Raw genomic sequence first — 16,764 nt, 5'->3', positions numbered from 1 at the left:
TAACGATGCGGACATTTTTTATCACACTGATGGCGGTATTTTTTATTACACTTCCACTCGCAGAAACGGCAGATGCAAAACGTTTAGGTGGAGGCTCATCTTTTGGTAAAAGCTTTTTTTCATCCAAAAAAACACAGCCAGCACCTACTCAAAAACAACCTTCTGCAACCAATACACAAAATAAAGCAGCAGGAACAGCGCCTAAACGTAGTGGCTTTGGTGGCATGATGGCCGGTCTGTTAGCGGGTGGGATTTTTGGGGCTTTATTGTTTGGTGGTGCTTTTGATGGCATTCAATTTATGGATCTGTTGTTGATCGCGGGTGTGATTTTTATTATTTATAAGATTATGTCTATGCGGAAACAATCGAGACCGCAGCAGTCAGCGTATACAAACGGTGCTCAACAATATGAGATAAACCCTCATACACAGCCTATGGAGCGAGAAGCTCGAGCTGAGCCTGAAGCTGAGTTCAAACCTATGCCTTCTTTTAGCTCCGGTTGGGGTGAATCAAACGAGATAAAAGTACCAAGTTGGTTTAATCAAACTGCTTTTCTTGCCGGTGCTCAAGAGCATTTTGTGAATCTACAAAAAGCATGGGATGCTAATAATTGGGATGAGATTAAAACGTATACCTCGCCTGAAATGTTTGCATTATTAAAGGCTGAGCGCGCTAAATCTCCAGAGCAACAAACAACGGAAGTTGTTTCAGTAATGGCGGAAGTGGCGAACTTTATTGAAGAAAAAGATGAAGCTATTGTGAGCATCAATTTTTATGGTTGGTTGAAAGAAAACACAGACGAGGCGACTGAGTTCAATGAAACTTGGCATCTATCTCGTGATATGCGCCAACCGGATGCGGATTGGTTTATCGTAGGTATCCAGCAGAACTAATCAATAGATATTTTTAATATGAAAAAGCCAAAGCATATGCTTTGGCTTTTTTGTATATAGTTTGCACTTTATTCTTCGTGATCTCGAATAAAGGTCCAGTTATCTCCCTCTGACATGCTTTCTGCAAAGCGATAACCTTCTATATCAAAGTTTTTAAGCAACTCAGGATCTTCAATCTGGTTTTGGATGATATAGCGGGTCATTAAGCCGCGTGCTTTTTTTGCATAAAAGCTAATCATCTTATATTGACCATTCTTCCAATCTTTAAAGGCTGGTGTAATGATTCGGCCTTCAATGCTTTTCTCTTTAGCTGCTTTGTAATACTCGTTGGAGGCTAAATTTACTAGTACAGGGGTGTCGCTGCTGGCTAAAGCTTGGTTTAAATCATCGCAGATGGTTGTGCCCCAAAACTCATAGAGATTTTTCCCGCGGCTATTGGCCAGTTTTGTACCCATTTCAAGCCGATAGGGTTGCATAAGATCTAAGGGTTTTAAAACACCGTAGAGGCCAGACAAGATGCGGAGGTGATCTTGGGCAAACTGCAGATCTTCTTCGCTAAGGGATTCGGCATCGAGTCCAGTATACACATCGCCTTTAAAAGCTAAGATAGCTTGTTTGGCGTTGTCAAAAGTAAACTCGGGTTGCCATGATTCATAACGAGCTACGTTTAAGCTAGCCAGCTTGTCACTCAGTTTCATTAACTCAGCAATATCTTGGACAGAAAGTTTCTTTAAGTCGTCGATCAGCTCCTGTGAGTGCTCAACAAAACGGGGCAGTGTATGACTACGGGTGATAGGTGCAGTTTCGTAATCAAGAGTTTTTGCGGGGGATACGACAATCAGCATAGGAATCAGTCTGTATTAAATAAAAATATTATTGAGATCATAACCTTCTACGCGAGTACAAAAAAGGCCATTTTTTACAAGGTCTTTTACAACGCTGCCAATTAGGTTCATTGCTTAACGCAACACTGCATCCAACTCATCGATTAGCTTAGAGAGGTTCTGCTGTATCGCGATTGGAAGCAGATTTTTTATTTTGATAAATAGTATGGGCTAATACGCATAATGCCGTACCGATACAGACCAACAGAGCAGGTATGAGTGCATTATCAAATTTGCCAACTACCTTCATTATAGCTCCAGAGAAGAGTAGCCCACCAAATAGACATAAAATGCCTGACATTACTGAGGTAACTATATTGTTTATATTGTACTCAGTTTGACGGTATATATACCATCCAATGCTGGAAAGTACTGCGGCAAGGGTGATCCAAGAAGCGATTGATTCGGTCATAATTATCTCGAAAATATTATTATTGTCTGATGCTTTTTAGCACTTTACCTCAAGTGAGGTCATCACGACATTATATTGATAGTCCAATGGCTAGGGATTGGGCGAAATCAATAAAAATTTTCGGTATTATACTCAGCATTCAAATGGTTTAACGGCCATGCTGCCAAAAATAAGCCTATTTCAGGCAGATTCAGGTGTAAGAGACGATAATTAAATGGAAAAGAAAACGGTTCTAACGGGTATCACTACAACAGGCACACCGCATATTGGTAATTATTTAGGTGCAATAAAACCAGCTATTGATTTGAGCCGTGGTGACACCTACAACAATTTTTATTTTCTTGCGGATTACCATGCGTTAATTAAGTGTCATGATCCTGAGCGTGTTGCTCAATCTACACGTGAAATTGCCGCCACCTGGTTGGCTTTAGGTTTAGATACAGATAAGGCAACGTTTTATCGTCAAACCGATGTGCCTGAAATTACAGAGTTAACATGGATCTTAACCTGCATGTGTTCTAAAGGGCTGATGAACCGTGCTCATGCTTACAAAGCGTCTGTCGATGCGAATCGTGATGCCGGTAATCCGGACCTTGATGACGGCGTGACTATGGGGTTATTTAGCTATCCAATATTGATGGCAGCGGATATCTTGATGTTCAATGCCGACCTTATTCCTGTAGGTAAAGATCAGATCCAGCATATAGAGATGGCACGTGATGTAGCGGGCCGCTTTAACCATACTTATAAAAAGTTATTTACTCAGCCAGAAGCTGTTGTGGATGAGCAAACTCAGCTTATTCCGGGCCTAGATGGTCGCAAAATGTCAAAAAGTTATAATAATACGATCCCTCTCTTTGGCACAGCGGATGAGTTATACAAGTTGATCAAGCAGATCAAAACAGATACCCGTGAGCCTGGTGAACCTAAGGACGCAGATAGCAGCACCCTCTTCCAGCTTTATAATTGTTTTGCTAATGAACAAGAGAGCTTGGCGTTGCGTCAGCAGTTTGAGAACGGTATTGGGTGGGGTGATGCGAAGAAAGAGTTATTTGAATTTTTAGACAGTAAGTTGTCCGCGCCACGTATTCTATATAACGAATTAATGAATGATCTTGGCAGTGTCGAAAAGGTTCTGCTTAAAGGCGCTGATAAAGCTCGTGCTGTTGCTGCACCAATGCTTGAACAGGTTCGCATTGCTGCGGGTATTCGCCCATTAACTTATGTGGCAGAAGAGCAGTCCGAAGAGAAGCAGAAAAAAGAGAAATCAGCTGAAGCGATTGCTCGTGCAGAAGAGGGGCGTCGTCGTGGCATTCTTATGCAATTAAAGCCGCTATTGGCGCGTGTTGAGTCTGCGGATGATAAAGCATCAGTTGCACAAGAGATTGTCGCTGACAAAATGGCTGAAGTAGAGAGCTTAAAGAAAAAAGCAAAACAGAAGGCACAGAATGAGCTGGACGTTTTACAAGAAGAGCTTGCAGCGTATCTTTAACTGCAGAAACAAAGAGAGGGAATATGTACACCACTATTATTAGCGGGCCAGATTTAAAAGAGCACTTGTCTAAGGACTGGGTTTTTTTTGATTGCCGGTTTAATTTAGCGGACACGAGTGCAGGCGAAGCGGCCTACATAGCTGGACATATTCCTGGTGCTACTTATCTTCATTTGGATAACGACCTTTCATCTAAAATTACCCCAGAAAGTGGCCGACACCCGCTTCCGGATATGGAGCAGTTAGTTTCGCGGCTAGCCAAAGCAGGAGTATCTAATAACTCTCAAGTTATTGTTTATGACGATTGTGGCGGTGCTATGGCTGCCCGTGCTTGGTGGTTGCTCGGTTGTTTAGGCCATAAAAAAGTCGCTGTTTTAGATGGTGGCTATGCTGCATGGTTAAATGCGGGTGGCGAAGAAAGTCAATTTAGGGAGCCGGGTACAGAAGGCGACCTTTCTGGACAGTTTCAACCTGAATACAGTTTAACGGTTGATCAGTTGCAAACCGAGCTGTCTCAAAACTCGATCAGTTTAGTGGATGCGCGGGGCGAAGAGCGCTTCCGTGGTGAGGTTGAACCTATTGACCCCGTTGCTGGCCATATTCCAGGTGCTGTTAATCGTCCTCTTACAGATAACCTTGACCAAGGTGTGTTCAAATCTCCAGATCGTTTGCGGGCTGAATGGCAATCGATAATAGGAGATCTGGCACCTTCGCATGTTGTTCATATGTGTGGTTCTGGTATTACTGCATGCCATAATCAACTAGCGATGACGATTGCTGGCTTAAAAGGTAGCCGTATTTATGCTGGGTCATGGAGTGAGTGGATTCGTAACCCTGAACGGCCTGTGGCAACAGATTAGCTGTTCAAGTTGATTATTCGGCTTGTTCGACTAGCCCTCTTAACCAGCTGCAAGCTGGATCATGATGGCAATGGGCATGCCAATAGAGGCGGTGTTCTATCTCCGGTAACTGAATCTCTTTAGGTAGATTTTGATAGGTTAAGGTTCTCCCTTTAATGAGTTGCTGTGCGATCACTTCAGGCATAGCGACAATAAGGTCACTTTGTTCGCAGAAGTTAGCAGCTACTTCAAAACTCGGCAAAACGGCGGCCACATTGCGTGACTTATCTAAGCGTTGCAGGCTCTGATCAATAAAAGTGGTTCCTCTTCCTGTTAAAGCTGTGTAACCGTGATTAGAGGCTAGATAACGATCTAATGTTAGCGTTTCCCTTGCGAGAGGATTTGAACATCTCATCAAGCACACCATCTGCGAACTTTTTGATAAAAACTTCATATAAAACTGATCTAACCCTTTATCTGGAGTTAAGCCACTCATTACGAAGTGAATCTGTCCTGATGCTAATAAGTCAAAAGGGTTTTCCGATTCTCCCAGTACCTCTAAGCGTAGATTCGGTGCTTGCTGATGTAGCTTTTTAAATAATGCAGGCATAAAGAGCTGGACCTCTAAAGGGCCTGCGTATATGCGGATTGTCTGTTGACATGAAGCGGGTTCAAACTGCTTATCCGTCAGCATTGATTCGATGTTATCAATAACACAGTTAAGATTGCTTGTAATTCTTTCAGCGCCCGCTGTCAGAATGTAACCCGACTGGGTGCGTGCCAGTAAGGGATCATTAAATATTTCCCGTAGCTTCTTTAAATCCCTGCTAACTTTCGATTGGCTTAAATTCAGCCTTTGCGCAGCCCGCGTGACGTGCCTTTCTTCCAGTAGGGCTTGTAGTACACGTAAAAGGCTCACATTCAATGCAGTAACATTCACATTTTGCATAACTATTATTCCAATATCGCCTTTTATAAAGCTAACAAGTTCACGTACTATCCCGCCGAAACAAAGCGTTAATCTTAATGCGATTGTAAATGATAATTGTTAATGTTTGTACTGAAAATGGTATTTGAATGAACTCAAGCACAAATTCAAGCATAGAAAATCATGACATAAGCCCTAATGGGGGAGCTGTAGAGATTCCAGCTACAGAGGTGGTTGATGCATCGGTTCATTCTGAAATAGTCCAAAGTACAGGCGGTAAGGTTCCTTCCTTGGACGCTTCAGCTACTGAGGTGCTGAAAGAGGATGCAGCTAATGCAGATTCTTTGTTAGATATAGCAGAGGATGCATCTACCCTTGGTCTGCCGGGGAGTGAGGTGTCTGCCACTAATACTCTGTTGCCTGATACTGGGTTAGACCAACTGGATTCATTAATACAGATGTTGGATGTAGGTGGGCCTGTTGTCTGGATCTTGATCATTTTATCTATAGTTTCGGTCACCATTACACTGCTCAAACTATGGCAGTTTGCTGTACTGCGACCTGAAAAAACTGATCTAGTTAATAAAGGTTTAGAACATTGGAAGGCGGGGAACGCCGCGTTTGCCATAAGTGCGCTTGAGGGTGCTCGCCCAGTGCCTAGTATTGTTCGCTCTGCTATGTGTGGTTTGAGTGAGGGTAAAGATCCGCACATGTTAAAAGAGGAGCTAACACGACGTGCGCAGGGTTATGTTAATCAACTGACTGCGTTGCTTCGTCCATTGGAATTAATAGCGAACTTGAGCCCTCTACTCGGTTTGATGGGTACTGTATTAGGAATGATTGTAGCTTTTCAGCAGATGGAAGCTGCCGGGAGTCAAGTTGATCCAGCGGTTCTGTCTGGTGGTATTTGGCAAGCGCTACTGACAACAGCTGCAGGTTTGGCCGTTGCTATTCCTGTTGCTGCAATCCATAGCTGGCTTGAGCGTAAAGCTGAGCGCTCTGCTTGGTTGTTAGATGATGCGGTAACACAAGTGTTTACCTTTTATTTTAATCCCTTAGTGGCTGTGCCTAGTGATACGAGAGCGGATGCTGGTTGTGTTGCTGAATAATATCGCCCCGAGGAAGAAAACTATAAGCATCACCCCATTGATCGATGTGGTTTTTATTTTGTTGCTGTTTTTTATGTTGTCATCAACCTTTAGTCAAAAGAAACAGCTCGAAATAAAACATGCCACTTCAGGTGCTTCACAGGTTGAAGCTGAGGTGGTCCGGATTGTTTTACAACCTAAAGGGATCGTTGAGGTTGGTGGTGCTCAATATAGTGTAGGCGAGCAAAGCTTTATCCAATTGCTCAATACTCTGGTTGAAAATGATAGTCATGTGAGTTTATCCGCTGGGGCGAATGTCAATATTCAAAAGGTTATCGAGTTAATCGATATGAGCTATCAGGCCGGTATTACTCAGCTGAATTTAAGTGAGTCTGTTGAATTATGATTTTAACAGATACTACTAAAAAGCAGAGTCGCCCCAAGCGCCAGCTCGATGACAGTATGGTTCCGGCAATTAACATCGTTTTTTTATTGCTGATCTTCTTCATGATCGCCGGCCATATAGAGGCAAGAAATGCAGATTTGCAGATTCCCGCTTCAAGCAGTGAAGGTGAGCTTGTTGCAAGAGATATAGAGATTCAGATCTTGCTGAATGGCGATCATTACCTCAATGGTCAAAAGATAGATAAGCCATTACTTGAATCTTTGCAGGCGTTAGAGTCCTCAGCGGAACCTATAGTGATCTCAGAGGAATCTATAGTGACCTGCCATATAGATCGTAACTTGCCTTTCTCGGCATTAGATCCGGTCTTAAGCGCTGTTCGTCAACTAAAAATTAAGCGTTTGCAGATAGCGACTGAACATAAATGATGATAGCTAAAAAACAGGTATTACTCTGCCTAATAGTCGCGGTATTTATCCATATAGCGTTAATAACGCCTTGGATTTTAGGTGAAGATAGCGAAGGTGCAATCGCTGAAGGGCAGGATGGTTTGTTGGTCAGTGTCGGTATTGCAGGCAGTTTCACTGAAACTGCAGAAGTGCGTGATGAGATCGTTGAGAGCAATTTAGTCGAAGAAAAAAACAGCGATAAGCCTGATCTAGAAAAGGAACAAGAGCAAGAAGAAGTAGTTGAACCAGAGCCGGTTGTTGAAGCGAAGCGGGAGGAAATCGTTGAGCCAGAGCCAGTTGTTGAGCCAGAGCCAGTTGTTGAACCTGAGCAGGAAGAAACGATTGAACCTGTACCAACGCCGAAACCAAAAACAAAAAAAACGCTCAAGCAAGAACCGGTAAAACAGCCGGAGAAGAGACCTGATATAACAAAAAAACCTCAGCCTCAAAGTGAATCCACTAACGATCTTAAGGCAAAAGAGGCAGATAGCAGCGCAAAATCAACACCGATTGCAACTAAAGCAACGGGTGTTGGAACGCGTGTAGAAACGGGTGGTAATCCAGCAGCAAAGCAGAGCTATTTAAGCAAAGTTTTGCTGCGCATTGCACGGGTTAAACGTTACCCACGCAGTGCTCGAAAAGATGGAGTCACCGGTACGGTAGTGGTTAGTTTTGTGATTCAGAAAAATGGTCGGGTAAAAAGTTCGAGAATCGTTACAAGTTCAGGTGATTCTCGGCTGGATAAGGAAGCAACAGATATGCTGCTGCGAGCAAGTCCATTCCCGAGCATTCCTTCTGATCTAGGTGAGGGCCCACTAGATTTAACACTACCGATTGAATTCTCATTGAACCCAACACGTAAGTTATTTTAAGGACAGATAATGTATCAAGCCAATACAAAAAAGCCCTCTAGCATAGAGCGAAATATAGGAAAGAAAAGCGCCTTTACCCCAGGTACTTTAGCCTTAGCAATTTCAGGTACCTTGATGGCTGGTGTAGCTACTGCAGAGGAAACAATCTCCCTCGATAAGCTGACCGTTGAAGAATCCGTCACTCCAGATACTAATCCTTATGCCGTACCAGGCTCTCCTTATTTGGCTGAACGACTATCAGACCCTCGCCGTACGCGTGACCTAGCGGAAACACCGCAAACAATTACTGTACTTACAGCAACAGAGCTTGCTGATACTGGGCGCACAGATCTGCGCGAGATCCTTGATGGACAGCCGGGTATTACTGTAGGCACGGGTGAAAATGGTAACGCGTTTGGTGACCGTTATGTGATTCGTGGTCATGAAGCCCGCAGTGATGTTTTTGTCGACGGTATGCGTGATCCTGGCATGACAATCCGTGAAAGCTTTGCAACTGAGCAGGTTGAGATTAGTAAAGGGCCAAGTTCTAGCTTTGCTGGCCGTGGTACAACGGGTGGTGCTGTGAACTCTGCGACTAAACGTGCAAGTTCTGAATACGACTTCACTAAACTTTCAGCCGGCATTGGTACTGATAACCAGCACCGCCTATCTTTAGATACGAACCAAGTTATTAACTATGATACGGCAATTCGAGCTAACATCCTGCATGCAGAAGAGGATGTGCCCGATCGTGCGCCCGCTGATCGTCAGCGTAAAGGTGCAGCCTTCTCGATTACTCATCAACCAAGTGATGATTTAGAAATTACTGCTGATTATTACCACTTTGAAGGTAATGATAAACCGGATTTAGGTACCTACCTTGATACCTCAGGGGATGGACAACCGGTAGCTAATATCCCTGTGTATCTTCAAAATGAAGACTTTCTTGATTCCGAGGTTGATACAGCAACACTACGTATAGGTTATGAACTTAATCCGGATACACGTATTGTTAACTTGACCCGTTACGGCACAACCGATAACGGTTATGTAACAACCGGCGCGCGTGGTACTACCGCTTACCCTACACTGCTCGATGCAACGAATGACACTAATGGATATAGTTCAGCTACTTTAAGTACCCACCAAGGTTGGCAGGAAGTTGAGTATTTTGCTAACCAGTTTAACCTGTTGATGGACCGTGAGCTGGGTGGTTTAAACCATGAGCTTGTATTTGGCCTAGAGTATACCGATCAGCAAGTACTTAATGGTGTGTATGATAATACGGCCACAGGAGCGTCGAACTGTTTCGCCTCTGGTCGTGGAGGCCCCGGTGCTGCATATTGCCTAAACGATGCTAGTGGTGCTGAAGTTTCGGATGTTAACTCATTGCTCCAGCGCGATATATCTAAAGGTGATTGGGATTCCGATTGGAATATAAAAACCATCTCCCTTTCCATGATGGATACAGTAGATATAACGGATAAGTGGACAGTGTTTGGTGGTTTGCGTTACGACTACTATGACTACAAAACGACAGCCAATTATGATCCGGGCACAGGTCGTGAGTTGACAGATTTCATCAATGAAGATGGTTTCTGGAATGGTCATGTAGGGGCAAGTTATAAAATTAACCCTAAAGCGAATGTTTATGCGAGTTTCTCAACGGCGACTAACCTCAATGGTGGTGAATCGGACGTAGGTACAAGTTGTGGTTATGGTGGTATCTGTGCCGAAGGCGCTAATCCTGTTTTGGGTAATCCAGAAAAAACAGACAGCTGGGAACTTGGTACTAAATGGCGTTTTAATGATGATAAATTGCTAGCAACAGCAGCGCTCTTCCGTATCACAAAGAGTGATGTGATGGAGTCTTCAGACGGTGATTCGTATTCAACTGTCGGTACTTTAAATACAGGTAAAAACGAAGTAGAAGGTATTGAGCTTGGCATTGCCGGTAATCTTACCGATAAACTGAGTGTTCAGGCCGGTATCGCATTGATGAATGCTAAAGTGAAAGAATCTATTATCGAAGATAATGTAGGTAAAACTTTAGCTAACTTTGCTGATAAATCTGCCTCTTTACATCTTAGATATCAAGCGACTCAAGCTTTTGCTTTCGGCGGTACAGCAACTTACGAAAGTGTTCGTTATACAGGTCAGCCAGATACCGCGGCTAACGAAGAGAGGGGTGTTCCTGGATACACTGTATTAGATGCGTTTGCGTCTTATAAAGTTAATCGCGATATGCTGCTTAGATTAAATGTAGGCAATCTTCTTGATGAAGATTACTACCTAGCTGCTTATCGTTCAGGTGCATTCACTTACATTGGTGATAAAAGGAATGTTCAGCTAACGATGGAATATAGCTTCTAAAGTTAGTATCCCCCCCCTTCGGATATTTCTTTTGGCAGGGCTACTATAGTAGCCCTGTTTTTTATAAGTGATGATATATGTACGAACCCAGAAAAATTCTAGAAACGCTTAACTATATTCCCCCTGAGATTTTATCTGCTCAGGATTATGAGTTACTCGCACCGGACTTTATCCCCCAAGATCGCTTTGCTTATATCTCGGGAGGCAGTGGGCATGATGTCACTTTAACCAAAAATCAACAGGCCTTTGCTAAGGTCGCTTTTATTCCACGCGTTCTACGTGATGTTGAGCAAGGCTCTACAGCAACTGAGTTGCTGGGACAGAGTTTTAAGCACCCCATATTATTAGCCCCTGTTGCTTATCAAACCTTAGTTCATCCTCAAGGAGAGCAAGCAGCAGCTTATGCAGCCCAAGCGACGGATAGCTGCATAGTGGCGAGCACACTATCTTCCATGACCTTGGAGCAGATAGCGGAACAGGCTGGGTCAGAACGGTGGTTTCAGCTCTATTTTCAGCCGGGTTTTAAAGATACCCAACACTTATTAAAGCGGGCTGTGGCGGCAGGTTATAGAGCTATAGTTGTGACTTTAGATGCCGCTATTCAGCAGCCCAGTATGCGAGCCCAGCGGGCTAGATTCACATTTCCTGCCGACCTTATTGCCGCCAATTTAGTTGATCAGAAAGCGGCTAGTAGATCATCCTCTGTGGGAAATCAAAGTCATATTTTTCACAGTTATATGCAAAACCTCCCTTCGCGAGAACAATTACAGTGGCTTCTTGAAAACAGCCCTGTACCTGTATTGATAAAAGGGGTTTTGCATAGTGAGGATGCCCTCGAATTAAAAGCCTTAGGCGCTGCCGGTATTATTGTATCTAACCATGGCGGTCGAACATTAGATGGTGTGCCTGCTAGCCTCTCCATGTTGCCTGCTATCCGTTCAGCGGTCGGTGATAGTTTTCCATTGTTGTTAGATAGCGGTATTCGCTCTGGTGGCGATATATTTAAAGCCATTGCTTTAGGCGCTGATGCAGTGCTTATCGGGCGGTTACAGGTTTATGCACTCAGTGTCGCCGGCGCTTTAGGTGTTGCGCATATGATCAAGTTATTAAGAGAGGAGCTTGAGCTCACTATGGCGATGACCGGTTGCGCCACGATCAATGACATTAGGCTGGCCGATCTTACGACGGAATCATCAAATTTAAGCCGGAGAAATGAATGTTAATTACCATTCCAGAGTTGCTGTCTAAGGCTGAAGTAGAGCAGATCAGAACACATCTAGATAGCGCTAATTGGCAAGCGGGCAGTCAAACTGCGGGCAGTATTGCGCGTAAGGTAAAAAAGAACCAGCAGCTAGATGATAGTAGAGAGCCGGCTATCAGCTTAGGGCATCATATTGTGCGTGCCTTATCGCAGCATCCGACCTTTATTTCGGCTGCGCTGCCGGACAAAATCTACCCACCTAAGTTTAACCGTTATAGCGAGAATGAGACTTACGGTGCACATGTAGATGCGGCGTTAATGCAGATACCTGAGACCAACCAAACTCTACGAACCGACCTTTCTGCAACGATTTTTCTTGCTGAACCTGATGAGTATGAGGGAGGCGAGCTCAGCATTGAAACGCAATATGGCGCACAAACCGTAAAGCTCGCAGCGGGTGATATGGTGCTTTATCCTTCCACCAGTTTACATCAGGTCACGCCGGTCACTAAAGGTGTGCGGGTCGCTTCATTCTTCTGGATTCAAAGCTTAGTGAGCGATATCCAGCAACGGGAAATGCTCTTCGACTTAGATCAATCGGTACAGCAGCTTTCAGTTGAGCTGGGCCAAACTCATCGGGAAGTGGTAAAGCTAAGTGGGATTTATCACAACTTGCTACGCCAATGGGCAAAACCTTCTTAACTTTTTGATTTTCTTATAGGCGATTTAATAATGCGATTTAAATATAGCTTACTTGCTACGGCCTTAGCGCTACCTCTACTTTCAACTGCTAGTCTGGCGGCAGATCTCATGGTGTATTCATCACGTAATGCCAGTTATATAAAACCTCTATTAAATGAATATGCATTAGAAACTGGCGTAGCCGTTAACTATCTTGTCAGCCCTGCAGTGGAGCTGATTTCACGTCTAGAAAATGAAGCGCAAAGTACGCAAGCAGAGATTAAAAAAGCTGATCTGATGATCGCTTCAGGAGCTGAGTATTTCTGGATGGCGTCAGAGAAAGGGTTGTTAGCGTCGGTTCAATCAAACACTCTTTCAGAGAACGTACCTGCCCATCTTACATCACCAAAACAGGATTGGTTTGGTTTTGCCAGTAGGGCCCGTACAATTGTTTACAACCCAGCCAAAGTTAAGGCCAGTGAGCTAAGCAGTTACAGTGATTTAGCATCTCCTAAATGGAAAGCTAAACTCTGCTTGCTCACTTCTCAGTCAGCTTATACTCAAGCCTTCGTCGCGATGTTAGCTAAGCATGAAGGGGAAGAAAGAACTGCTCAGATTATGCGCGGTTGGGTGGATAATTTAGCCGTGGCGCCTTTCGGCGAAGATATACAGGTGCTTGATGCGATTAACCAAGGTCGTTGTGATGTAGGTATTGTGAACTCTTATTACTTTATACGGTTTAAAAGACAGGAGCCGGATACCAAGCTAAAACTCTTTTGGACGGATCAAAAGGGGACGGGCACTCATGTAAATATTACGGGCGCGGCGGTAGTCGCCAATACGCCTAATCAAGCCCAAGCGATCGACTTTTTAGAGTGGCTAACCACTAAAGAGCCGCAAGCTACTTATGCCAAGCTAAGCATGGAATACCCAGCTAATCCAGATGTCTACCCAGCAAGGGAAGTGGCGAGGCTCGGAAAATTTAAGATGGATACAACCAATCTATCTAATATAGGTATGCATCTACACACAGCCCAAAAACTAGCAAAAGAAGCAGGCTATCCATAACAGGTTTTGGGCAGTCTTACTGTACATAATAAAAGCCCAGAATGGGCTTTTATTTGTTTTAGCGAGAGAGTGTTTAATTCCACCTTTTCTGCTTTATCTGCAAGCGATTGCTATAGCGCTGGGCTTAGCTTTTTTGTCTAAGGGTGACAGTATGTGAAATCTGTTTTATGCGCTGGACAGCGTAAGTAAACGACCTCTGCGGTACATCTCCCAGATTGTTTGTTATCAGATGTTATACGTAGGTTAATGAGAACCGCGGGGGGTTCTACTGCCCAACAGGAACCTCATTCACATTAGCGATCATCATTTGATGTCCCTTGAGTGGTGCGGGATATGCTTTGGCGGCGGCAAGAGTGATCCGATCACAATGCTTAGAGGCTTGAGTATTGTTTGTGGATATAAGTTTCCAACCGAGTTGCGGCGTATAGTCAATGTTACTTATCGTTTTAGCATGAAACAACTTTCTGTGTGCTCTAAAAAGTCTGAGTAATTTAGGATAGGCTGGTTTTAAAAAAAGATCTATTCAATAGAGTTGCTTTGAAGAGAAGATGATGAAGACGTTTTATTGCTCAACTTTGCTGTTGTTTATCGGTTTAGTGTATTCATATTGGTTTGGTTATACGCCAGCGTTACTAGGTTTGATCTATTTGCTGGCAAGTTTGGTGGCTTATTATCTGTATGCAAAAGATAAAAAAGCGGCGATCAATGGAATGTGGCGAGTACCTGAAAATACCTTACATTTATCAGCTCTCTTTGGAGGGTGGCCTGGCGCTATGGTTGCACAGCAGCGGTTGCGTCATAAAACTAAGAAGATGAGCTTTAGGCTGATGTTTTATATTACGTTTTTGATCAATATAGGTTTTGTTTTTTGGCTGCATACGCCTGATGGATCAACTCAGTTACATATCTATCTTTATAGGTTTGAGTATTTTTTGGTTGATCTGTTCGGCAGTAATGAGGTTGTCACTATGTTGTTAGTGTTAACTAAGTTTCATTCTGCACTTTAAGTCTGTTTGAACTTAATTTGATCAGGGTTTCAGATTGTCTGCTCTCAATATAGGAGTGCTAATTGGATCTGAAATTTTTGAAAATATTGAATTCGCTGGCAGGAACAGGTTTTTGGAATAGGTAACCTTGGCCATATTGGCATTTTAGGTTGTTTAAAAACTCGTAACACATCTCGGTTTCGATCCCTTCAGCGATAATTTCCATATTTAACTCATGCCCCATTGCAATAATTGTGGATGCAATTGTGTTATTTGCAGGCATAAAGCTTTTGTCGATTTTCAATACATCAAAGGGTAGATCTTTCAAATAGCTCAAGCAGGAGTAACCGGTACCAAAATCATCGAGTAGTAATTTAGTACCTAGTTCGGCTAGCTCGTGAAGTGTGGTAACGCTGTTCTGATCTTCGGTAATAACGCTATTTTCTGTAATTTCAATATGAATGGATGAAGCCGGTAGGGATAAGCGGGTTAAGATATCTGATAGTCGTTTAGAAAATAATGGGTCTTTTAATTGCTGAGATGAAACATTAATAGCCATTGCGTGGTTGATGGCTCCAGCATCGTGCCAAACTTTACACTGCAGGCAAGCTTGTTCGAGTACCCAGTTACCTATATCAATAATCTGTCCTGAGTTCTCGGCAATGGGTATAAATTCATCGGGCCCAATAGTTTCACCATTGGCGGTTGTCCAGCGTAAAAGTGCTTCACTGCCTACAGTGCTGCCATCTGTAAGTTTAACGACTGGTTGATAGGCAAGGCTGAACTCATTATTTTTAATGGCATGGTGCAGTTGGTGAACGATGCTGAGTTTACGATTTTGCTTAGTTGCTGAGCGCTTGTCATAAGGTTGGTACTGATTTTTACCCGCATTTTTAGCTTGATACATCGCTGTATCTGCATGCTTTAGAAGTACGGTGCTGTTTCTACCATTTTGTGGATAGCAGGCAATACCTATACTGGCTGTAATATATGATTCAACGGTGTCTAGTTTAACGGGCTTGCTAATGGCATCGATAATTCTATGGGCAATAGAGTCGATAATCTCAATATCTGCAAAGCAGTCGGTGACAGCAACAAACTCATCTCCACCAAAACGTATGACTGAGTCGTTTGCTCGTACAGTATTGGTAATACGTTTTGCCATCTCAATGAGTAACTTATCACCTACGGTATGACCTAATGTATCGTTGATATCTTTAAATTGGTCTAGATCTATAAACATGACCGCAAACTGTGAGTTATTGCGAGATGATTTAGCAATCGCTGTATTAATTTTGTGGTCTAGAGAGTTTCTATTGGGCAAGCTTGTTAAGCTATCGTTGTAAGCGAGTTGTTTATTACGCTCCTCGCTCTTTGCGAGGGCCTTCATTGCCTTTTCCTTATTAGTCAGTACGATCGCGACTGCACGGGATATTAATATGGTTAAAAGCAAAACGATGATTGAAGAGAGTATGATCAACCAGATGGTAACGTTGGCTATAAGGTTGATTGTTGTTTCTACAGGGTGTTCAAATTTGATGGAGTTGCTTTGAAACTCAGAAACGGCTTTTGTTAACTGGTTTTGTAGCGCTTGTATGCTGACTGTGCCATTTTCGTAGCCTGTCAAAGCATCGAGTGTTTCGTTAGCGATTATTAGGTCATTTTCACAAATAGCGATTATAGAATCGGTACCAATCAATTTCATTAGTACTCGGTCAGACCAGCGGGTTATTGATAAACACTCAATAGGTTGCCTGCGAATATCAATAATAGTTTGACGTATTTTCTCGAGATTTAGAGGTTCTTCGGTTGAAAAAAGTTTTATAGGCGCAGAAATAAGCCCCGTTAATTCAGCGGTATGTTTGAAGTGACGGATATTTAGCTGGTGAAAATAGTTGCTGTGGTTGAGAGTGAAAAAGCTCCATACCAATACTAAAGAAAATAAAAAGAAAATAAGTGTTAAAAAGGGCAGTGCCTTTCTGGTCCCGCTATTTGTCAATGTCATTTATGATTGTGCCCTAGAATTCGTGTGCACTTATAAGTGTGTTTTTTGAATGTTAACGGGCTTATAACGAGCTCTCTATTATTTATAGCATAGTATGAGTGAAAAGCGAGAATAGGTTGCTTTTAAAAAGCAATTCATTCTAAGAAGTAAATAGCACCTACTATAGATCTAGCACGGTCTAGAGGTGCTGAGTGTGTATCGTTGGCCTTTG

16 protein-coding genes are annotated in these 16,764 nt (G+C 43.2%); 12 read left to right on the top strand and 4 right to left on the bottom strand.

Annotated elements, in window-relative coordinates; genetic code table 11:
• Positions 1-5 precede the first annotated feature (5 nt).
• The gene (locus Q4486_RS01545) at positions 6-893 is read left to right on the top strand and encodes a Tim44 domain-containing protein (RefSeq protein WP_303517840.1); all 888 of its coding nucleotides are present in this window, start codon (positions 6-8) and stop codon (positions 891-893) included.
• Between the two features lie 68 nt (positions 894-961).
• On the opposite strand, the gene yaaA is transcribed toward Q4486_RS01545, so the two are convergent.
• Positions 962-1,738, bottom strand: a complete 777-nt coding sequence (gene yaaA, locus Q4486_RS01540; protein ID WP_303517838.1) for a peroxide stress protein YaaA — start codon at positions 1,736-1,738, stop codon at positions 962-964.
• A gap of 148 nt (positions 1,739-1,886) precedes the next feature.
• Positions 1,887-2,189 (bottom strand): hypothetical protein, encoded by a 303-nt coding sequence (locus tag Q4486_RS01535; RefSeq protein WP_303415982.1) that lies wholly within the window; start codon positions 2,187-2,189, stop codon positions 1,887-1,889.
• 214 nt (positions 2,190-2,403) lie between these two features.
• On the opposite strand from Q4486_RS01535, the gene Q4486_RS01530 reads away from it, so the two are divergent.
• Together Q4486_RS01530 and Q4486_RS01525 are read left to right on the top strand one after the other, a co-directional pair.
• Complete coding sequence (locus Q4486_RS01530) at positions 2,404-3,681, top strand: tryptophan--tRNA ligase (RefSeq protein WP_303517837.1); 1,278 nt, start codon at positions 2,404-2,406, stop codon at positions 3,679-3,681.
• Positions 3,682-3,704: 23 nt separating this feature from the next.
• On the top strand, positions 3,705-4,541 hold the full coding sequence (locus tag Q4486_RS01525) for a sulfurtransferase (RefSeq protein ID WP_303517834.1): 837 nt from the start codon (positions 3,705-3,707) through the stop codon (positions 4,539-4,541).
• A gap of 13 nt (positions 4,542-4,554) precedes the next feature.
• On the opposite strand, the gene Q4486_RS01520 is transcribed toward Q4486_RS01525, so the two are convergent.
• The gene (locus Q4486_RS01520) at positions 4,555-5,469 is read right to left on the bottom strand and encodes a LysR family transcriptional regulator (RefSeq protein WP_303517831.1); all 915 of its coding nucleotides are present in this window, start codon (positions 5,467-5,469) and stop codon (positions 4,555-4,557) included.
• Positions 5,470-5,597: 128 nt separating this feature from the next.
• On the opposite strand from Q4486_RS01520, the gene Q4486_RS01515 reads away from it, so the two are divergent.
• From Q4486_RS01515 to Q4486_RS01475, 9 genes are all read left to right on the top strand, one after another.
• A complete protein-coding gene (locus Q4486_RS01515) occupies positions 5,598-6,557 on the top strand; it encodes a MotA/TolQ/ExbB proton channel family protein (protein WP_303517829.1) in 960 nt (319 codons plus the stop codon).
• Entirely contained in the window at positions 6,544-6,942 is a 399-nt protein-coding gene (locus tag Q4486_RS01510; protein ID WP_303517827.1) for a biopolymer transporter ExbD, read from the top strand. The genes Q4486_RS01515 and Q4486_RS01510 overlap by 14 nt, the downstream gene beginning before the upstream one ends.
• Positions 6,939-7,367 carry a biopolymer transporter ExbD gene (locus Q4486_RS01505; protein WP_303517824.1) on the top strand — a complete coding sequence of 143 codons (429 nt, stop codon included), beginning with the start codon at positions 6,939-6,941 and terminating at the stop codon, positions 7,365-7,367. Before Q4486_RS01510 ends, Q4486_RS01505 begins: the two co-directional genes overlap by 4 nt.
• The gene (locus Q4486_RS01500) at positions 7,364-8,260 is read left to right on the top strand and encodes an energy transducer TonB (RefSeq protein ID WP_303517821.1); all 897 of its coding nucleotides are present in this window, start codon (positions 7,364-7,366) and stop codon (positions 8,258-8,260) included. Before Q4486_RS01505 ends, Q4486_RS01500 begins: the two co-directional genes overlap by 4 nt.
• Before the next feature lie 9 nt (positions 8,261-8,269).
• On the top strand, positions 8,270-10,612 hold the full coding sequence (locus tag Q4486_RS01495; RefSeq protein WP_303517819.1) for a TonB-dependent siderophore receptor: 2,343 nt from the start codon (positions 8,270-8,272) through the stop codon (positions 10,610-10,612).
• Between the two features lie 77 nt (positions 10,613-10,689).
• Complete coding sequence (locus tag Q4486_RS01490; protein WP_303517816.1) at positions 10,690-11,835, top strand: alpha-hydroxy acid oxidase; 1,146 nt, start codon at positions 10,690-10,692, stop codon at positions 11,833-11,835.
• Positions 11,829-12,515: a Fe2+-dependent dioxygenase gene (locus Q4486_RS01485; RefSeq protein WP_303415994.1), complete on the top strand. Its 687-nt coding sequence runs from the start codon at positions 11,829-11,831 to the stop codon at positions 12,513-12,515. Before Q4486_RS01490 ends, Q4486_RS01485 begins: the two co-directional genes overlap by 7 nt.
• Before the next feature lie 30 nt (positions 12,516-12,545).
• Entirely contained in the window at positions 12,546-13,562 is a 1,017-nt protein-coding gene (locus Q4486_RS01480) for an extracellular solute-binding protein (protein ID WP_303517814.1), read from the top strand.
• A gap of 551 nt (positions 13,563-14,113) precedes the next feature.
• On the top strand, positions 14,114-14,569 hold the full coding sequence (locus tag Q4486_RS01475) for a DUF1294 domain-containing protein (protein ID WP_303517811.1): 456 nt from the start codon (positions 14,114-14,116) through the stop codon (positions 14,567-14,569).
• 58 nt (positions 14,570-14,627) lie between these two features.
• On the opposite strand, the gene Q4486_RS01470 is transcribed toward Q4486_RS01475, so the two are convergent.
• Positions 14,628-16,553 (bottom strand): bifunctional diguanylate cyclase/phosphodiesterase, encoded by a 1,926-nt coding sequence (locus Q4486_RS01470; protein WP_303517809.1) that lies wholly within the window; start codon positions 16,551-16,553, stop codon positions 14,628-14,630.
• Positions 16,554-16,764 lie beyond the last annotated feature (211 nt).

This window comes from Neptuniibacter sp. 2_MG-2023 (assembly GCF_030547495.1).
GTDB lineage: Bacteria > Pseudomonadota > Gammaproteobacteria > Pseudomonadales > Balneatricaceae > Neptuniibacter.
The sequence above is the reverse complement of the archived record's forward strand: the minus strand, read 5'-3'. Positions and strand labels throughout refer to the sequence as shown.

Excerpts from the sequence above, each read along its gene's own strand:
- Q4486_RS01545 (WP_303517840.1), top strand. The coding sequence starts at position 6 with ATGCGGACATTTTTTATCACACTGATGGCGGTATTTTTTATTACACTT.
- yaaA (WP_303517838.1), bottom strand. The coding sequence starts at position 1,738 with ATGCTGATTGTCGTATCCCCCGCAAAAACTCTTGATTACGAAACTGCA.
- Q4486_RS01535 (WP_303415982.1), bottom strand. The coding sequence starts at position 2,189 with ATGACCGAATCAATCGCTTCTTGGATCACCCTTGCCGCAGTACTTTCC.
- Q4486_RS01530 (WP_303517837.1), top strand. The coding sequence starts at position 2,404 with ATGGAAAAGAAAACGGTTCTAACGGGTATCACTACAACAGGCACACCG.
- Q4486_RS01525 (WP_303517834.1), top strand. The coding sequence starts at position 3,705 with ATGTACACCACTATTATTAGCGGGCCAGATTTAAAAGAGCACTTGTCT.
- Q4486_RS01520 (WP_303517831.1), bottom strand. The coding sequence starts at position 5,469 with ATGCAAAATGTGAATGTTACTGCATTGAATGTGAGCCTTTTACGTGTA.
- Q4486_RS01515 (WP_303517829.1), top strand. The coding sequence starts at position 5,598 with ATGAACTCAAGCACAAATTCAAGCATAGAAAATCATGACATAAGCCCT.
- Q4486_RS01505 (WP_303517824.1), top strand. The coding sequence starts at position 6,939 with ATGATTTTAACAGATACTACTAAAAAGCAGAGTCGCCCCAAGCGCCAG.
- Q4486_RS01500 (WP_303517821.1), top strand. The coding sequence starts at position 7,364 with ATGATGATAGCTAAAAAACAGGTATTACTCTGCCTAATAGTCGCGGTA.
- Q4486_RS01495 (WP_303517819.1), top strand. The coding sequence starts at position 8,270 with ATGTATCAAGCCAATACAAAAAAGCCCTCTAGCATAGAGCGAAATATA.
- Q4486_RS01490 (WP_303517816.1), top strand. The coding sequence starts at position 10,690 with ATGTACGAACCCAGAAAAATTCTAGAAACGCTTAACTATATTCCCCCT.
- Q4486_RS01485 (WP_303415994.1), top strand. The coding sequence starts at position 11,829 with ATGTTAATTACCATTCCAGAGTTGCTGTCTAAGGCTGAAGTAGAGCAG.
- Q4486_RS01480 (WP_303517814.1), top strand. The coding sequence starts at position 12,546 with ATGCGATTTAAATATAGCTTACTTGCTACGGCCTTAGCGCTACCTCTA.
- Q4486_RS01475 (WP_303517811.1), top strand. The coding sequence starts at position 14,114 with ATGAAGACGTTTTATTGCTCAACTTTGCTGTTGTTTATCGGTTTAGTG.
- Q4486_RS01470 (WP_303517809.1), bottom strand. The coding sequence starts at position 16,553 with ATGACATTGACAAATAGCGGGACCAGAAAGGCACTGCCCTTTTTAACA.